The 17,567-nt window shown below is 66.8% G+C and carries 17 protein-coding genes and 1 pseudogene; 8 read left to right on the forward strand and 10 right to left on the reverse strand.

Annotation, left to right across the window (positions count from 1 at the left end):
- The first annotated feature begins 37 nt into the window (after nt 1-37).
- Both ADBZ9K_RS12620 and rsmA read left to right on the forward strand, forming a co-directional pair.
- Entirely contained in the window at nt 38-1,159 is a 1,122-nt protein-coding gene (locus ADBZ9K_RS12620; protein WP_526620999.1) for a transglycosylase family protein, read from the forward strand.
- Nucleotides 1,156-2,070: a 16S rRNA (adenine(1518)-N(6)/adenine(1519)-N(6))-dimethyltransferase RsmA gene (rsmA, locus tag ADBZ9K_RS12625; protein WP_526621001.1), complete on the forward strand. Its 915-nt coding sequence runs from the start codon at nt 1,156-1,158 to the stop codon at nt 2,068-2,070. Before ADBZ9K_RS12620 ends, rsmA begins: the two co-directional genes overlap by 4 nt.
- Here the strand turns inward: rsmA and ADBZ9K_RS12630 are convergent.
- Nucleotides 2,058-2,867, reverse strand: coding sequence for a serine/threonine-protein kinase (locus ADBZ9K_RS12630; RefSeq protein ID WP_526621002.1), 810 nt, complete (start codon nt 2,865-2,867; stop codon nt 2,058-2,060). The genes rsmA and ADBZ9K_RS12630 overlap by 13 nt on opposite strands.
- Before the next feature lie 68 nt (nt 2,868-2,935).
- Between ADBZ9K_RS12630 and ADBZ9K_RS12635 the strand changes: the two genes are divergently transcribed.
- Both ADBZ9K_RS12635 and ADBZ9K_RS12640 read left to right on the forward strand, forming a co-directional pair.
- Complete coding sequence (locus ADBZ9K_RS12635; RefSeq protein ID WP_526621004.1) at nt 2,936-3,880, forward strand: 4-(cytidine 5'-diphospho)-2-C-methyl-D-erythritol kinase; 945 nt, start codon at nt 2,936-2,938, stop codon at nt 3,878-3,880.
- Nucleotides 3,881-4,243: 363 nt separating this feature from the next.
- On the forward strand, nt 4,244-5,878 hold the full coding sequence (locus ADBZ9K_RS12640) for a fatty acyl-AMP ligase (protein WP_526621006.1): 1,635 nt from the start codon (nt 4,244-4,246) through the stop codon (nt 5,876-5,878).
- A gap of 143 nt (nt 5,879-6,021) precedes the next feature.
- Here ADBZ9K_RS12640 and ADBZ9K_RS12645 read toward each other — a convergent pair.
- A pseudogene (locus tag ADBZ9K_RS12645) lies at nt 6,022-6,322 on the reverse strand (O-methyltransferase); the annotation flags it as partial.
- A 746-nt stretch (nt 6,323-7,068) separates the two neighbouring features.
- Here ADBZ9K_RS12645 and ADBZ9K_RS12650 point away from each other — a divergent pair.
- The gene (locus ADBZ9K_RS12650) at nt 7,069-7,314 is read left to right on the forward strand and encodes a hypothetical protein (RefSeq protein WP_526621008.1); all 246 of its coding nucleotides are present in this window, start codon (nt 7,069-7,071) and stop codon (nt 7,312-7,314) included.
- Between the two features lie 32 nt (nt 7,315-7,346).
- Here the strand turns inward: ADBZ9K_RS12650 and ADBZ9K_RS12655 are convergent, their stop codons facing one another.
- Nucleotides 7,347-8,576 carry an IS256 family transposase gene (locus ADBZ9K_RS12655; protein WP_526622597.1) on the reverse strand — a complete coding sequence of 410 codons (1,230 nt, stop codon included), beginning with the start codon at nt 8,574-8,576 and terminating at the stop codon, nt 7,347-7,349.
- Nucleotides 8,577-8,680: 104 nt separating this feature from the next.
- On the opposite strand from ADBZ9K_RS12655, the gene ADBZ9K_RS12660 reads away from it, so the two are divergent.
- From ADBZ9K_RS12660 to ADBZ9K_RS12670, 3 genes are read left to right on the forward strand one after another with little or no spacing between them, the layout of a single operon-like run.
- On the forward strand, nt 8,681-10,864 hold the full coding sequence (locus ADBZ9K_RS12660) for a beta-propeller fold lactonase family protein (RefSeq protein ID WP_526621009.1): 2,184 nt from the start codon (nt 8,681-8,683) through the stop codon (nt 10,862-10,864).
- Nucleotides 10,865-10,923: 59 nt separating this feature from the next.
- Nucleotides 10,924-11,958 (forward strand): epoxyqueuosine reductase, encoded by a 1,035-nt coding sequence (locus ADBZ9K_RS12665; RefSeq protein WP_526621011.1) that lies wholly within the window; start codon nt 10,924-10,926, stop codon nt 11,956-11,958.
- A gap of 9 nt (nt 11,959-11,967) precedes the next feature.
- Nucleotides 11,968-12,618, forward strand: a complete 651-nt coding sequence (locus ADBZ9K_RS12670; protein WP_526621013.1) for a DUF998 domain-containing protein — start codon at nt 11,968-11,970, stop codon at nt 12,616-12,618.
- Between the two features lie 14 nt (nt 12,619-12,632).
- Here ADBZ9K_RS12670 and ADBZ9K_RS12675 read toward each other — a convergent pair whose 3' ends face one another.
- From ADBZ9K_RS12675 to ADBZ9K_RS12705, 7 genes are all read right to left on the reverse strand, one after another.
- On the reverse strand, nt 12,633-13,142 hold the full coding sequence (locus tag ADBZ9K_RS12675; protein ID WP_526621015.1) for a DUF6611 family protein: 510 nt from the start codon (nt 13,140-13,142) through the stop codon (nt 12,633-12,635).
- An 84-nt stretch (nt 13,143-13,226) separates the two neighbouring features.
- Complete coding sequence (gene pth / locus ADBZ9K_RS12680) at nt 13,227-13,802, reverse strand: aminoacyl-tRNA hydrolase (protein ID WP_526621017.1); 576 nt, start codon at nt 13,800-13,802, stop codon at nt 13,227-13,229.
- Nucleotides 13,803-13,811: 9 nt separating this feature from the next.
- Nucleotides 13,812-14,459, reverse strand: coding sequence for a 50S ribosomal protein L25/general stress protein Ctc (locus ADBZ9K_RS12685; protein ID WP_526621019.1), 648 nt, complete (start codon nt 14,457-14,459; stop codon nt 13,812-13,814).
- 134 nt (nt 14,460-14,593) lie between these two features.
- On the reverse strand, nt 14,594-15,460 hold the full coding sequence (locus ADBZ9K_RS12690) for an SDR family oxidoreductase (protein ID WP_526621021.1): 867 nt from the start codon (nt 15,458-15,460) through the stop codon (nt 14,594-14,596).
- A 34-nt stretch (nt 15,461-15,494) separates the two neighbouring features.
- Nucleotides 15,495-16,142, reverse strand: a complete 648-nt coding sequence (locus ADBZ9K_RS12695) for an LpqN/LpqT family lipoprotein (protein WP_526621023.1) — start codon at nt 16,140-16,142, stop codon at nt 15,495-15,497.
- The gene (gene arsC, locus ADBZ9K_RS12700) at nt 16,139-16,486 is read right to left on the reverse strand and encodes an arsenate reductase (glutaredoxin) (RefSeq protein ID WP_526621025.1); all 348 of its coding nucleotides are present in this window, start codon (nt 16,484-16,486) and stop codon (nt 16,139-16,141) included. Before arsC ends, ADBZ9K_RS12695 begins: the two co-directional genes overlap by 4 nt.
- A 9-nt stretch (nt 16,487-16,495) precedes the next feature.
- The gene (locus ADBZ9K_RS12705; protein ID WP_526621027.1) at nt 16,496-17,476 is read right to left on the reverse strand and encodes a ribose-phosphate diphosphokinase; all 981 of its coding nucleotides are present in this window, start codon (nt 17,474-17,476) and stop codon (nt 16,496-16,498) included.
- Nucleotides 17,477-17,567 lie beyond the last annotated feature (91 nt).

A 17,567-nucleotide genomic window follows, 5' to 3' on the forward strand; every position in this document is an offset into this window, starting at 1 on the left:
CGCTTTGTTCTTAGTGCCGAGGCGGGACCCGAAACTCTTGAATGCGTTAACCAAGCTCCACCAATCGCCCTCACCGATCCTTCGACTGGTTGTCGCTGCGCTGCTGCTGACGCTGGCCGGTGCCGGCGCGGTGGCGGTGGCCTCCCAGAAGACCGTGACGCTCAACATCGACGGCACTCAGTTGAAGGTCACCACGATGAAGTCGCGGGTCATCGACGTGATCCAGGAGAACGGCTACTCCATCGGCGACCGGGACGACCTGTTCCCGGGCGCCGGCCAGCCGGTACACGACGCCGAGACGATCGTGCTGCGCCGCAGCCGCCCGCTGCAGATCTCGCTGGACGGCCAGGACGCCAAGCAGGTGTGGACCACCGCGTCGACCGTGGACGAGGCCCTGGCGCAGCTGCGGATGTCCGACACCGCCCCGGCCGCGGCCTCGCGCGGCAGCCGCCTGCCCCTGGAGGGGATGGCCCTGCCCGTGGTCAGCGCCAAGACCGTCCAGATCAACGACGGCGGCGTTGTCAGCACCGTTCGTCTGGCCGCACCGACCGTCGCCGGCCTGCTGGCCGCCGCCGGTGTCCCGCTGGAACAGGCCGACACCGTCGTCCCCGCGGCGTCCTCCCCGGTGATCGCCGGTATGCAGATCCAGGTGACCAGAATGCGGATCGAGAAGGTCACCGCGCGGGTGCCGCTGGTGCCGGTGGCCCAGCGGATCGAGGATCCGACGATGAACATGAGCCGCCAGGTCGTCGAGGATCCCGGAACGCCTGGCATTCAGGACGTGACTTTTGCTGTATCGAAGGTCAACGGTGTGGAAACCGGACGGCTGCCCGTTGCCAACACCGTGATCGTCCCGGCCCGTGATTCGGTTCTGCGGGTGGGGGCCAAGCCCGGCACCGAGGTGCCTCCGGTCTCGAACGGACCCATCTGGGATGCGATATCCAGGTGCGAAGCGGGCGGAAACTGGGCCATCAACACCGGTAACGGTTACTACGGTGGCGTGCAGTTCGACCAAAACACCTGGGAAAGAAACGGTGGACTGCGCTATGCTGGCCGTGCCGACCTGGCAACCAGAGAAGAACAGATAGCAATTGCTGAAGTAACGCGTTCACGTCAAGGCTGGGGGGCCTGGCCCGTGTGCGGGAGGGGAGCATCGTGACAATTCGTCTCCTCGGGCGAACCGAGATTCGAAATCTGGCCAAGGAACTCGACTTCAAGCCGCGTAAATCTCTGGGCCAAAATTTCGTCCATGACGCAAATACCGTGCGTCGAATCGTCTCGGCGTCCGGCATCAACAAGCACGATCACGTCCTCGAGGTCGGTCCCGGCCTCGGTTCGCTGACGCTGGCCCTGCTGGACCGCGGCGCGACCGTGAGCGCCATCGAGATCGATCCCGTGCTGGCTCAGCGACTGCCCAAGACCGTCGCCGAGCACTCGCACAGCGAGATCCATCGCCTGACCGTGCTCAACCAGGACATCCTCGCGCTGGAGCGCTCCGATCTGGCTGACCCGCCGACCGCCGTGGTCGCCAACCTGCCCTACAACATCGCGGTGCCCGCGCTGCTGCACCTGCTGGCCGAGTTCCCCTCGATCCGCACCGTGATGGTGATGGTCCAGGCCGAGGTCGCCGAGCGGCTGGCCGCCGAGCCCGGGGGCAAGGACTACGGCGTGCCCAGCGCCAAGGTGCGCTTCTTCGGCAAGGTACGCCGCTACGGCATGGTGTCGCCGACGGTGTTCTGGCCCATCCCGCGGGTGTACTCCGGGTTGGTCCGCATCGACCGTTACGAGACCTCGCCCTGGCCGGCCGACGACGACTTCCGGCAGCGGGTGTTCGACCTGATCGACATCGCCTTCGCCCAGCGCCGCAAGACCGCCCGCAACGCCTTCCTGGAGTGGGCGGGCTCGGGCAACGAGTCCGCCGAACGGCTCCTGGCCGCCAGCATCGATCCGGCTCGTCGCGGCGAGACGCTGACGATCGCCGACTTCGTGCGGCTGCTGCAGCGCTCCGGAGGCTTCACCGCCGCACCGGATTCCTCGGACGGGCCGGCACGCCCAGCTCAGGTGTTCTGAGCGCTTCGGCGCACCGTGTCAGCGATGTGATGCACCAGTTCGGTGCATGACGGATACCTGCGGTCCGGATCCTTGGCGATTGCTCGGGCCAAGACCAGGTCAAACGATCTCGACAACCACCGCACCTCCCGCGATGTCTCCGGTGGCGGCAGGTGCAGGTGCGCGTCGACGAGCGCCATCGGGTTGTGTGCGGTGAACGGCGGGAAGCCGGTGAGCAGTTCCAGGGCCGTACAGGCCAATGCATATTCGTCGGTCGCCGCCTGGGGGAGGCGACCCTGCAGGAGTTCGGGGGCGGCGTAGGGCAACGACGCCACGACCTCGGCGGGCCGGTGCCAGACATCCTCGGCCAGCACATGCGCCACGCCGAAGTCGATCAGGATCGCGCCATCCCGCGAAAAGTCTTGGTGGATAAGGATGTTCGCTGGTTTGACGTCGGTGTGCACAACACCGCAGCGGTGGGCGTGGTCAAGCGCATCGGCGATCTGGGCGAGGGCCTCGAGCTTGGTGTCCAGCGAGTGCAGTCCGGTCGCGTTACCGCCGTCGACGTACTGCAGGGTCATCCAGTACCTGTCGTGGTCATAGACCCGCACGATGTGGCGGTGCCGCAGGCCGGCGGTGATGCGGTACTCCCGGGCCAGGCGGGCGGTGTTGGCGTCATCGCGGTGCTGGTCGTCGAGCACCTTCAAAGCGAGGACCGATCCGTCGGCTCCGCGGGCCCGATAGACCGCCGCACCACCGCCGCGCCCGAGCAGTGCTTCGACGGGGTGGCCCGCGAACTCCTGTCCGGGGTGCACCATCCTTCGACCCTAGATTCACCGATCGGCGGCGGAGGAGGGAATCGGCCGCGGCGCGATAGTCTCGTGCGATGTCCTCGTCCAACGGCTCCGTTGCCCCCGAATGGGTTGCGACCGGGTCGGTGACGGTACGCGTTCCCGGCAAGGTGAACCTGTATCTGGGCGTCGGTGACCGCCGCGACGACGGCTACCACGAACTCACCACCGTTTTCCACGCCGTGTCGCTGGTCGACGAGGTCACGGTCCGCAATGCCGACGTGTTGTCGCTGCGAATGATCGGGGAGGGCGCCGATGAGCTGCCCGCCGACTCCCGCAACATCGCCTGGCAGGCTGCCGAGTTGATGGCCGAGCATGTCGGTCGCGCGCCCGACGTCGAGATCACGATCGACAAGTCGATCCCGGTGGCCGGCGGTATGGCCGGAGGTAGTGCCGACGCGGCCGCCGTGCTGGTCGCGATGAACAACCTGTGGGAGCTGGGGGTGCCGCGGCGCGACCTGCACGCGCTGGCCGCCGAACTCGGCAGCGACGTCCCCTTCGCGTTGCACGGCGGAACCGCTCTCGGTACCGGTCGCGGTGAAGAGTTGGCAACAGTGCTGGCGCGCAGCACATTTCACTGGGTGCTGGCATTCGGTAGGGGTGGGCTTTCGACGGCGGAGGTCTACCGCGAGATCGATCGGCTGCGCGAGACCGGTGATCCGGCACGGCTCAGTGATCCCGAGCCCCTGCTGGGTGCGCTGGCCGGCGGCAACCCACGTGAACTGGCTCGCGTGCTGGGCAACGATCTGCAGCCGGCCGCGCTGAGTCTCAACCCGGATCTGCGCCGAACCCTGCGCGCCGGAACCGACGCGGGTGCGCTGGCCGGCATCGTGTCCGGCTCGGGGCCGACGTGTGCGTTCCTGTGCGAATCGGCGGCCGCGGCGCTCGACGTGGGCACCGAACTGGCCGGCGCGGACGTCTGCCGGACGGTGCGGGTGGCCTGCGGCCCGGTCCACGGTGCCCGCATCGTGGCCTCCTGAGACGCTGCGCTGCCCGGTCTCAGGTGTGACGCGCTTCTCAATACCCAAGAAAACTTGGCGGTAACTTAAGGGAAGTTTAAGATGAGCGGCGGTGATGACTAACGGCCAGGCACTGCATACGTGCGAATCGCCCACCCGGTCCCGGGCGGGCGGTGGCCCGGCGGCGCCGGTCGATGTCGCCAATGCATCACCGTTTCGAGACCGAACCGCTCCCCAGTTGTACTGGCGTGCCTCCTATGCGGCGCGTTCAGGCAGGCGGAGCATGAAAATCCGGGCGTTCGCGCCCAGTCCGATGTCGCTGAGCAGCCAGCTCCGGTGCCCGACGGCGCGGATCAGCCAGCTCCGGATGCCGAGGAGGTCGTCATGAGCCGTTTCACGGACAAGATGTTCCATAGCGCCATGACCAGCAGTAAGGGCATGGTCACCGGGGAGCCCTACGAGCCGGTGCGGCACACCTGGCGCGAGGTGCACGAGCGGGCCCGGCGCATCGCCGGCGGTCTGTCCGCGGCTGGGATCGGCCTCGGCGACGCGGTCGGCGTGCTGGCCGGCGCACCGGTGGAGATCGCCCCGACCGCCCAGGCGCTGTGGATGCGGGGTGCCAGCCTGACGATGCTGCACCAGCCGACCCCGCGCACCGACCTCGAGCAGTGGGCCAAGGACACGGCCAACGTCATCGACATGATCGAGGCCAAGGCCGTCGTCGTCTCTGATCCGTTCCTGGTCGCCGTGCCGGTGCTCGAGGAGCGTGGCGTCAAGGTGCTGACCGTCGAGGCGCTGCTGGCCGCCGAGCCCATCGACCCGGTCGAAACCTCCGAAGACGACGTCGCCCTGATGCAGCTGACCTCCGGCTCGACGGGTTCGCCCAAGGCCGTCGTCATCACCCACCGCAACATCCACTCCAACGCCGAGGCGATGTTCATCGGCGCCAAGTACGACATCGACACCGACGTCATGGTCAGCTGGTTGCCCTGCTTCCACGACATGGGCATGGTCGGCTTCCTCACCATCCCGATGTACTTCGGTGCCGAGCTGGTCAAGGTCACCCCGATGGACTTCCTGCGCGACACCCTGCTGTGGGCCAAGCTCATCGACAAGTACAAGGGCACGATGACCGCGGCGCCGAACTTCGCCTACGCGCTGTTCGCCAAGCGTCTGCGCCGCCAGGCCAAGCCGGGTGAATTCGATCTGTCCTCGCTGCGGTTCGCCCTGTCGGGTGCCGAGCCGGTCGAACCCGCCGACGTCGAGGACCTGCTGGACGCGGGCCGGCCGTTCGGTCTGCAGCCCGAGGCCATCCTGCCGGCCTACGGCATGGCCGAGACCACGCTGGCGGTGTCGTTCTCCGAGTGCGGCGCCGGCCTGGTGGTCGACGAGGTCGACGCCGACCTGCTGGCCGCGCTGCGCCGCGCCGTCCCGGCGAGCAAGGGCAACACCCGCCGGTTGGCCACCCTGGGTCCGCTGCTGACGGATCTCGAGGCCCGGATCGTCGACGAGGACGGCAATGTGTTGCCGGCGCGTGGTGTCGGCATCATCGAACTGCGGGGTGAGTCGCTGACGCCGGGCTACATCACGATGGGTGGCTTCGTGCCGGCCCAGGACGAGAACGGCTGGTACGACACCGGCGACCTGGGCTACCTGCTCGAGAACGGCCACGTCGTGGTGTGCGGTCGCGTCAAGGACGTCATCATCATGGCCGGCCGCAACATCTACCCGACCGACATCGAGCGTGCCGCGGGGCGCGTCGAGGGTGTGCGCCCCGGCTGCGCGGTCGCGGTGCGCCTGGACGCCGGCCACTCCCGGGAGACTTTCGCGGTGGCTGTCGAGTCCAACGCCTGGCAGGATCCCGCCGCGGTGCGCCGCATCGAGCATGAGGTCGCCCACGAGGTCGTCGCCGAGGTCGACGTTCGACCGCGCAACGTCGTGGTTCTCGGACCGGGCACCATCCCGAAGACACCGTCGGGCAAGCTGCGCCGGGCCAACTCGGTCGCGCTGGTCACCTAGGCGGCCTCAGCCGGGTGTGCAACGCGGGCGCCGAGTGTGCGTCCAGGGCGCAATTGCGGGCGATCTCCCGCCGTGAGTGCACCGTCGACGCCGTCAGTGCACGCTCGAGTGGGAGTTCGTCAGAGTCAGACGCGGCTCGAGCACTCGAGCAGTTGTAGCACCGGCAGATAGAGGTTTTTCCAGCCGTCGAGCAGGACTGAGTCCACCGGCGGCCCGTGGCCGGTGAGCGTCTGCACCGCATCGCCTTCCAAGACGGTGATCAGGCCGTCCAACCCGACCTCGGCGGTCCGGGGCCACGACCCGGCCGGTGCCGTTGTCACGCACTGCGCTGGCCAGGTGAACGGCGAAGAGCCCCAACGGCATCCTGAACTCCACCACGGTATGCGGGTGGACCGCCCGGACGAGCGTGTAGAGCGGCCGGCCGGATTCGGGTGTCACCACGACGCTACTCGGCTCCGACTGCAGCGCTACCAGTACAGAAAGTTGCTGCTTCACATGAATTCTACGGAAAGCCGTGACGTCAAACATTTGTCGCAACCTTAATTGTTTGCGGATGTGAAGCGAAACCCTAGCGAAGCAGTCGCCACGCCACCGACCGTCTGGTTCGGTTGTCACATACACGTCGGGTCTCAGGGGTGCGGGGGCAACTGGTGAGTGAAGCGCCGATAAGTTCGCCGGATACGTCGGTGGGGATGCACGGCAGTCAGCCGCGTGTCTTGCCGGTGCGCGGTGCTTGGTACGTGGGCCGAGTCGGGGCACTCGCGGTCGCGCTCGGTGTCGGTGCGGCGATCGCATCAATACCCGCGGTGGCATTTGCGGACACGTCGGCATCGACCGGAACCAGTGCCGCCGGTTCGGCGGGGCCGGTTCATTCCGGTCCGGCCCGGTCACAGGCGCATTCCCGCGGGACTGCCGCGGCGCGGCCCGTGGGCGTCGGTTCGCCGGCATCCGCCGCCAGGTCGCGGTCACAGTCACCGGCTCGGTCGACGGCCGCCGGCACGGTCGCGTCGAGCCCGGCGGACGGCGACGATTCGGCACGCGCACTAGCCGCGAACACCGCTGTGCGAACTCTGGTGACGGCTCGCTTGTCGCCGGTGTCCTCGTTGCGTGCAGGCTCGGTTGCCGGCGTTGCTAGTCGCAACGCCGCTGCTGCCCCGAATGTGGAACGCGTCCAGTCACTTCCGGCATCGGTGACGGTGCTCGACCGACGCCCGACTCTGCTCGGCGCGCTGTTCAACCTGATTTTCAGCTACCGACCGACAGTCGGCGCGAACGTGTTCTCCGCGCCGGGGCGCCCGACCGTTGCGGGCAGTATCAACGCCTACGCCAACGGCCAGAGCTTGACGTACACGGTGGTGGGGCAGCCCGTCAATGGGGTGCTGCGAGTTGACCCGAACGGCTTCTTTTCTTACGGGCTTGTCAAGATAACTGTGTAAGGAGTGCGGGCCGGTTGGTCATTGGTCGGTTCTCATAGTGGGAGTCGGTCGGGGAATTGGATGGCGAAGTTGTTGAGCGCTTCGGTCCAGCGGTAGGTTCCTTGTCCTTGGTTGTCTCGTTTCTGGTTGATGTTGCGGATGGCCAGATAGAGCAGTTTCATCGCGGCAGCATCGGAGGGAAACGAGCCGCGGGCTTTGGTGACTTTGCGGAGTTGGTAGTTCAGCGACTCGATCGCGTTGGTGGTGTAGATGATCTTGCGGATCTCCACCGGGAACGCCAGAAACGGCGTGAACTCTGTCCACGCCCGGTCCCACACAGCCACGGCTCCAGGGGATTTGGACTTCCATTCGGTCCGGAACTGCTCGAGCGCCAGTGCGGCGGCCTCTTCGGTGGCCGCGGTGTAGATCGGGCGCAGCGCTGTGGCCATGGCCCGGCGGTCGGTGTAGGACGCGTAGCGCATCGAGGCCCGCAGCAGGTGCACCACGCAGGTCTGGATGACGGCCTGGGGCCAGACCGCGGCGATGGACTCAGGCAAGCCCGTCAGTCCGTCGCAGCAGACGAACAACGCATCGCGGCAGCCCCGGTTGCGCAGCTCGGTGAGCACCCCGTGCCAGAACTTGGCGCCTTCGCTCTGCTGGATCCAGATCCCCAGGACCTGCTTGATCCCGTCGATGTCGACCCCGATCACGATGTGGGCGGCCTTGTTGGCCACCACGCCGCCGTCGCGGATCTTGATCCGGATCGCGTCGATGTAGAGGATCGGATAGACCGGATCGACCGGGCGGGACTGCCAGGCCGCGATCTCCTCGACCACGACATCGGTGACCCGCGAAATCGTCGCCGCCGACACGCTGGCCCCGTAGACCTCCTCGAGGTGCTCGGTGATGTCGCGGGTGCTCATCCCGCGGGCGTACAGCGACAAGATCATGTCCTCGACCTGGCCCAGGCGCCGCCTGCGTTTGGGCACGATCGCCGGGGTGAAGCTGCCATTGCGGTCGCGGGGAACCTCCAGCTCGACCGGGCCGGCGGTGGTCAGCACGGTCTTGCGGCCGTGCCCGTTACGGGAATTCCCCGAGCCATTCCCGGCTGGATCGCCATGCTCGTAACCGAGGTGATCGGCGATCTCAACATCCAGAGCCCGTTCCAGCACAGCCTTGGTCATCTGGGCCAACAGCCCCTCGGGACCATCAATCGGGGTGCCCGAGGCCTCGGCATCAGCCAACAAGGCGTCTACCGCTGCTGGCGGCAACACCTGCGACAGCCGCTTAGCGGCCTCGTCACGTGAATCAGATCGGGACAACACTCACTCCTGTCCGGCGGTCAGTATGCCTGACCACCATTCAGGCCCAACCCCTTACACAGTCAATGAGACACGCCCTTTCTTACACGCCTCGCCCGTTGTTCGCCGTCACCGGCGGCGCCGACACCTTCACCGTGCGGGTCACCAACACCGCCCCGACTCTGCAGAATCTGTTCGGGCTGCTCCCCGGATCCGCCACCACCGTCACGGTGCCGGTGAAGGTCGTCCCACCGGGCACAGTCGACCGCGACACGCTCGCTGCTACCGCGAGCTCCAGCACCGACTCGGACCAATTCAACGTCATCAACACCGGCTATCAGTCCATCCAGATCGCCGGATACACGGTCAACCAGGCGACCCTGTCACCTGCCGTCGGCACTGTGATCGCCCCCGCCGGCCAGGTCGGGAATTCCGCGGTCTTCGTCGTTCCGAGCGGACAGGTGACCGTCGGCTTGAACCCGGCGGGCGTCAATCACTACGGACAGGTTCAGGCCTTGCCCATCGACACACCCACCTCGCTGGCGATCAGCCCGGACGGACGCTATCTCTACATCGGCCAGAACATGTTCGACTACACCGATTACCAGCGAGGTGGCGGGGTATCGGTGCTCGATACACAGACCAACCTCGTCGTCGCCACCATCCCGGTCGGGTCACCGCCGCCAATGCCGTACCTGTTCGGTGGCGCCCCGTGGGCACTGGCGATCAGCACTGATGGCAAAAAGCTTTATACCGCCAACACTTTCGATAACTCCGTGTCGACGATCGATACCACCGACAACACCGTTACCGCGACGGTGGGGGGCCTGACGGCTCCGTCGGCCCTGGTGGTCAGTCCCGACGGCGGGCGGGTCTATGTAGCTTCCGGCGACGGCATCGCAGTGCTCGACACGGTCAGCGAGAGCGTTGTCGGCGCTCTCACCTCCACCCCCGGCGCCTCCTGGCTCGCCGTGAGCCCGGACGGCGCCACCCTCTACGCCACGATGTACAACAGCAATACCGTCTCGGCGATCAGTACCACCACCGGAGCGGTCCTCGCGACGATCCCCGTCGGCACCGGCCCCTACCGGGTGGCGGTCAGCCCGGACGGCTCTCTCGTCTACGTCGCCAACGTCAACGCCAACACGGTCTCGGTCATCCAAGCCGCCACCAACACCGTCTCGGCCACGATCGCCGTCTCGGGGACATACCCCCAATCGTTGGGCGTTAGTTCCGACGGTTCCCGGCTCTACGTGGCGAACCAAGGAACCAGCACGGTGTCAGTGATCGACACTGCCACCAACAACGTGGTGTCGACCATGCCGTTGTCGGTGACTTCACCGGCGGCGTTGGTAGTCAGCCCGGATGGCAACTGGGTTTACACCGCTGACATGAGCAACACCTACACCGGCGCCATCTCTGAACTCAATACCAAGCTCGCCGGCTCGGACGGCGGTTCGTTCTACTACACCGTTACGTTCACCGCGGCAGGAGCCTCGTGCTCCTCGAGCCATGGTGTCGAATGCGGGGGTTCGGGAACCGACGCTTACCTGGAGGATGCCCCCGGGACGATCGTCGTCGTTGGCGCGGACAATGCCCAGCAGCAGTCCGACTACCTCGGGGACCTGTGCGTCGAGGGCGCGACGAACTGCATCTTCACCTATCACAGCCCGCAATACACCGGGTACTCCAACCCCGTCCTGCCCAACGGATTCACGCCCTACGTCAACCTCACCACATCGCCCAGCACCGACACCTACCTCGTTAGCACTACCGAAACACAGACCAGCAGTTGGCAATACGCCGTCAACGTGTCGGGGAAGACGTCTGCCAAACTGGGGGATCTGGGCGCCGAAGTGTCGTCGTCCTACACCGAAACGACGGGAAAGACGCTGGCTGAGGCGGCGACGTACTCGCAGAGCACCACTCAGACCGTTCAACCCGGGGAGGAACTGTTCCTCTATACCGAGACACCGGTGTACCGGTTCTACGGCGACTGGCAGATCCTCTACGGCAATACCACCTATGTGCTCAAGGATGTGTGGTTCGACAGCCCGGACACTATGTCCGGCGCCCACGCGGTGCTGGTGGCGTACACGTGTGAGGTCGGGTCAGCGAAATGCGCCGAGCTCAGTGCCGGAAACCTGCCCACGCCATCGGGATTGCCCGAACCGATCTATGTCACCGACCCGCCGCAGGCATCGAGTACGAGCGCGTCGGCAGCCACGCGAAGCAAGCCAGCCATGAGTGGGGAGTTCGATCGGGGGTAGGGCGGGCTGATTGCCCGCCCACGCGTCACCCACCTGAGTATGGTGTACTGTACTCAGATATGAGCGTGCCGCCCCGTTTGACCGACCACCCGACGGTGCAGGCCGTGCGATCCAGGAAGCGCTCCGATCCACCGCCGGGCGTCATCGATGCCGACTGGCTGCGCGAGGTCTGCCTGGCCGCCGGCGCCGACGACGTGGCGTTCGCCGCCGTCGACAACCCCGAGTTGGCTTCCGAGCGTGAGCATGTCGAGGCCGCCCTGCCGGGGACGAAGAGCTTCATCTCCCTGGTGGTGCGGATGAACCGCGACAACGTGCGGTCGGTCGCGCGCAGTGTCGCCAACCAGGAGTTCCACCGCAGCGGCGAGATCATCAACGAGGCCGCGCACCGGATCACCCGCGAGCTGCAGGACGCCGGCCACCGCGCACTCAACCCGTCGGCCACCTTCCCGATGGAGATGGACCGCTTTCCCGGGCGGATCTGGGTGGTCGCCCACAAACCCGTCGCGGTGGCCGCGGGCCTGGGCGTGATGGGCATCCATCGCAACGTCATCCACCCCAGGTTCGGCAACTTCATTCTCCTGGCCACCATTCTCGTCGACGCCCCGATTAGTAGTTACGGTGCGCCGCTGGACTATTCGCCGTGTCTGGAATGCAAACTCTGCGTCGCGGCGTGCCCGGTTGGCGCGATCAAGAAGGACGGCGAGTTCGACTTCGTCGCCTGCTCGGTGCACAACTACCGCGAGTTCATGGGTGGGTTCACCGACTGGGCGCAGACTATCGCCGACAGCGAGGATGCCGCCGACTTCCGCTCCCGGGTCAGCGATTCCGAGAATGCCTCGATGTGGCAGAGCCTGTCGTTCAAGGCCAATTACAAGGCCGCCTACTGCCTGGCGGTATGCCCGGCCGGCGAGGATGTCATCGAGCCCTACCTTGACGATCGCAAGGGATTCATGGATCTGGTCCTGCGACCATTGCAGGAGAAGGTTGAAACCCTTTACGTCCTGCCGGGTTCGGACGCCAAGGCGCATGCCGAGCGGCGCTTCCCGCACAAACCGGTCAAGATCGTCGACAGCGGGATCCGGGGGCGCGCGTAGGCTGGGTCGATGGCGCGTGCGCTCGGCTGGATCGCTGTGTTCGGTGCGGTCGTCGCGATGGCCGTGGTACTCGCCCTCGACGCCACTCTGGGCGGCCAGCCGGGCCGGCGTGGGCGACTGCGCGCGGCGACCATCTCCGAATACGTATACACCTCAGGCCGTTGGGCTTTCGTCATTGCCGTGCTGGTGCTGGCCGGCACCTCGGCGGCCTTGTTGTACGGACTGATCCGAGTCGGGCGGGTTCGGTCGCTATCGGCCGGTTCGGTGTTGCTGACGCTCTGGGTGCTGGGCCTCGTTGGTGTGGTTGCGTTTCCCAAGCACGACTGGGTCGTCGGGCCGAGCACGTCCGGGACCGTTCACCGGGTGGCGACCATCCTGGCCTTCGTCGCTCTACCGTCGGCGGTCTTGGTGATCGCGCATGGCCGAGCCGGTGCCGCCCGGGTGGCGCGGTGGCTCGCGGTGATCGGAATCTGTTGGCTGACGGTGCTGTTCGGGGCCATTGCGGTCGGCGTGCTGACCGATCGAGCGTGGTGGCGACTGATCCCGCTCGGCCTGGTGGAACGGGGGATCGCCGGATTCGAGGTCGCCGCGCTGCTTGCGCTGGGACTTTGGCTGGCCCGCGGTGAGGCCGACGAGCCGGCGACCAGGCGGTCGCGATGAACAGATCCCGATTGTCATCGCCCGGAGGCGGCGGGCGCAGGCGCAGGGCTCGGCGCCATCGCATCGAGGGCGTCGTAGACCTGCCACCAGCGTGCCTCGTGCTCGGGTCCGGAGATCCGGCCTTCCTCTAGATCGAGATCGGCCTGATCCAGTGCCCGGGCCAGGACCCGCAGCCGCGTGTAGCGGTCGTCGACCTCGGCGTGGCTGTATCCGGCGATCGTGGTGGCCCACAGTGTGCGGACCCGCATCCGGGTCTCCCCGGTCATCGCGAACGCCAGCGCACCGGCGGCGATGTAGATCATCGTGCCGCCGATCAGGGCCGTCTCGGGCATGCCCAGCACGGCGCCGCCGACCTGAAGCCCCAGCCACAGCGCGGCGCCCCACAGCGGCCAGCCGCGCCACAGCCGCAGCATCTGCCGCTCATGGGCGGCGATGCCGGGCGGGAACACGACGAGGCGATAGCGGCCCACGCCGTAGCGCGCCGGGTAGATATCGAAAGAACCCCAAACACGGGAAATACTCACGTACTCAGGTCTACGTCCCCGCAGCCGCGGCGTCGGCGATCTCTACGGAATCCTGACGCCCCGGCGGCTAATTCTTACGGAGCTTCACCAGGCGTGTACCTGGTTCTGGGCGGTCTCCAGACCGACCTCGATCAGCAGTTCGGTGGCGTCGGCGGCCTGCTCGCAGATGGCGGGGACCTCCGGGCGCTCGTTGGTGTTGAACGCCTCCAGGACGTACGCGGCGGGATCCTTACGGCCCGGCGGCCGACCGATCCCGATGCGTACGCGTTGGAAGTCTTTGGTGCCCAATGCGTTAGCCACCGACCGTAACCCGTTGTGCCCGCCCTCGCCGCCACCGAGCTTGAGCCGGATCCGGCCGAAGTCGATGTCGAGCTCGTCGTGGATGACGACGATGTCGGCAGGGCTGACCGAGTAGAACTTCGCCAACGGACCGACCTGGCGTCCGGACTCGTTCATGTAGGTGCGCGGCTTGGCCAGCACGACGGGCCGGTGGCCAAGCCGCCCCGTGACGATCTCGGCGCCGGAGCGCTTGTGCACCTTGAACTGTGCGCCGAGCCGGCCGGCCAGCAGGTCGGCCACCATGAAGCCGAGATTGTGCCGGGTCTTGGCGTACTGCGGTCCGGGGTTGCCCAGGCCGACGACCAGAAGGGGATCGGCCACGGCTCGCGCCTACTCGGCCCCGGCCGACTCGCCCTCGCCCGCAGCGGCCTCGGCGACCTGCTCCTCGATCGACTCGCCACCGCCCTCGGCCTCCAGCTCCTCGGCGGACGGCGCGGCGACGACGTTGACGACCAGCAGGTCGGGATCGCTGATCAGGATCACACCGGCGGGCAGCTCGACCTGGCCGGCGGTGATCTGGGTGCCCTCCTCGACGCCCTCGACCGACACGGTCAGGCTTTCCGGGATGGACAGCGCCTCGGCCTCGATCTCGATGGTGCTGGCGTCCTGAGTGACCAGGGTGCCGGAGGCGGCCTCACCCTCGATGCTGACGGGGACCTCGACGGTGACCTTCTCACCGCGCCGGACCACGATCAGGTCGGCGTGCTGGATGGTGCGCCGGATCGGGTGCACGGCCAGCGCCTTGGTCAGGGCCAACTGCTCCTTGCCTGCGACGTCGAGCGTCAGGACGGCGTTGGTGCCGGAGTGCCGCAGGACAGCGGCGAAGTCACGGGCGTTGAGCTCGAGATGCTGCGGGTCGGCGCCGTGGCCGTAGAGAACGACCGGAACCTTGCCCTCGCGGCGCGCGCGGCGCGAGGCGCCCTTGCCGGTGGTGTCCCGCACGTCGGCGGTGAGATTGTTGGTGGCGCCTTTGGCCATGATCGGTGCTCCTGTGTTGCCTGTCGTGGACTTCTGCACGGCGAAGGCAGGCACCAAATACTGGAAGCCTCGTCGATAACGGTGGCTGCTCCACCCTCGCCGTGACGCGGCACCCAGGGTAGCCGATCAGGGCCTCAGAGCGGAAATTCGATGCCGGTGAGCTGCTCGGACAGTCGCCACAGCGACTTTGCGGTGCCCTGGTTGCGGGCCAGCGGGCTGCGCGGTGACGGGCCGGTGGGGCCGCGCATGGCGAACCTCGGGCCGATGAAGGTGTTGCCGGGCAGCTCCTGGGCGGCGGCGTAGAGGGTCTGGCGGGCGCCGAAGTCGGCGCTGGTGGCGAACATGCTGTTGCCGAGGTCCCAGACTCGGGTGCCCATCCGGTTGCCGGTGTGGCCCTGCAGGTTGGTGGCCGAGTAGCCGGGGTGGGCGGCGTGCGACTTCAGCGGCGATCCGGCGGCGTCGAGGCGCTTCTGGAGTTCGCTGGTGAACAGCAGGTTGGCCAGTTTCGACTGGCCGTAGGCCAGCCACGCCGAGTACGGCCGGGCCTTCCAGTTCAGGTCTTTGATGCTGATCTTGCCCAGCAGGTGCATGAACGACGACACCGTCACCACGCGATTGGTGAGCTTGGGCAGCAGCAGGTTCGTCAGGGCGAAATGCCCCAGGTGGTTGGTGCCGATCTGGCTTTCGAAACCGTCCTTGGTCAGTGCGTACGGGACGGCCATGATGCCGGCGTTGTTGATCAGGACATCGACGCGGTCGACGCCCTCGGCGAATGCGCGGACCGAGGCCAGGTCCTGCAGGTCGAGCGCGCGCACCTCGACGTCGCCGGTCATTTCGGCTGCTGCCGCGGCGCCCTTCTCCGTGTTGCGGCAGGCCAGGATGACGTGCGCGCCCACTCGGGCCAACTCGCGGGCGGTGACCAGACCCAGTCCGCTGTTGGCTCCGGTGACGATGGCGCTGCGGCCGGCGAACGACGGCAGATCGGCGGCGGTCCAACTCATGGCGACCACTGTAAGGGCGCCCACGGTAACGGGGCTACGTCAGCGCGACGGTGAAGCCCCGGATGATCGCCTCGACGTCGTCGGCGTCGGCCGCGGCCTGGTTGGCCAGCGTGGTGACCGTCAGTTGCACCAGGTAGCGCTGGAAGGCCGGCGCCTTGGTGACCGGGATGACCACCCGGTTGTAGGAGTGCAGGCGCTTGTCGTTGAGGTCGTAGCTGCCCTCGATCATCGCCGATGGGAACCCGTCGAAGTCCTTGCTGGACTCGTTGAGCTTGGTGAAGTTCTTCGACATCTCGGCATCGACGCTGGCGTGCTTGAGTGCCTCGGCCACATCGAAGTTGCCGCTGAGCTTGAACACGATCACCATTGCCGTCGGGTAGGTGTTGTTCTTCGCGATCACCTCGGTGCCGGGCGAGAAGTTCGAGTTGCTGTACTTGGTCCAGCCCGGCGGCCGCGGCAGCGTCACCTTGATGTCGGTGAGCTTGTCCAGCGGGATCTGCTCGCCGTTGACGCCGACGCCGTAGAGGTACTCCGAGATCGTTTGGGGCTTGCTCGACGTCGTGGTCGTCGGCGCCGTCGTGGCCGGCGTCGACCAGATCGACGAATAGTCCGGCGGTGTCGACCCGCACGCCGCCACGGTCATGGTCAGCGCGACGGCTAGGGCTGCCGCGAGCGCTCTCACAGAATTTCGTGGACCGCGTCGATCGGCCGAGCCAGGCGGGTGCCCTTGCCGGTCACGACGAAGGGGCGCTCGATGAGGATCGGGTTGGCCGCCATCGCGTCGAGCAACTCGTCATCGCTGGCCTGCGCCAGATTCAGCTCGCCGTAGAGAGATTCCCGCTTGCGCACCGCGGTGCGTACGTCGATCCCGGCGTCGGCGATCAGTGTGGCGATCTCGGCGCGAGACGGCGGCGACTTCAGGTATTCGATGATCGTCGGCTCGATGTCGTTGTCGCGCAACAGTTCCAGAGTCTTGCGGGACGTACTGCAGCGGGGGTTGTGGTAGATGACAGCCGAGCGTGGCACCGATTCTCCCTACGCGTCCCCGTCGAAAAGGCCGGTGACCGAACCATTTTCGAAGACTGCCCGAATGGTGCTGGCCAGCAGCGGGGCGATCGACAGCACGGTCAGCTGTGGGAATCGCTTGGCCTCGTCGATCGGCAGGGTGTTGGTGACGATCACCTCGCGCGCACCGCAGTCGGCCAGCCGCTCACGGGCCGGATCGGACAGCACGCCGTGGGTGGCCGCGATGATCACGTCCTTGGCACCGGCGGTGTACAGCAGCTTGACCGCACCGGCGATGGTGCCGCCGGTGTCGATCATGTCGTCGGTGAGCACGCAGGTCTTGCCTTCGACCTCGCCGACGACCCGGTTGGACACCACCTGGTTGGGCACCTTCGGATCACGGGTCTTGTGGATGAAGGCCAGCGGGGTTCCGCCCAGGGCGTCGGCCCACTTCTCGGCGACCCGCACGCGGCCGGAGTCGGGGGAGACCACGGCGACGTTCTCGCAGTTGTAGTTGTCCCGGATGTAGCCGGTCAGCAGCGGTTGGGCCCGCATGTGGTCCACCGGACCGTCGAAAAAGCCCTGGATCTGGTCGGTGTGCAGGTCGACCGAGACGATGCGGTCGGCGCCGGCGGTCTTGAGCAGATCGGCCACCAGGCGTGCGGAGATTGGCTCGCGGCCGCGGTGCTTCTTGTCCTGGCGGGCGTAGGGGTAGAACGGCAGAATCGCGGTGATCCGCTTGGCGCTACCGCGCTTGAGCGCGTCGATCATGATCAGCTGTTCCATCAGCCACTTGTTCAGCGGCGCGGGATGGGACTGCAGGACGAAGGCGTCGCATCCGCGCACCGATTCGTCGAAACGGACGAAGATCTCGCCGTTGGCGAAATCTCGTGCGGTCTGCGCGGTGACCTGAACGTCGAGCTCTTTGGCGACCTGCTCGGCCAGCTCCGGGTGCGCGCGGCCCGAAAAGAGCATCAGATTCTTGCGGTTGTCGGTCCAGTCCGTGCCCACTGTGTGCTGCCCTTGCCGGTCGGAGGTCGGTACGCGCTCATCGTACGGTGCGAGGTCCCCGGGTTACCAAAAAGGCAACATCTGGCGACGC

The sequence above is a fragment of the Mycobacterium sp. genome (assembly GCF_965229265.1).
Taxonomy (GTDB): domain Bacteria; phylum Actinomycetota; class Actinomycetes; order Mycobacteriales; family Mycobacteriaceae; genus Mycobacterium.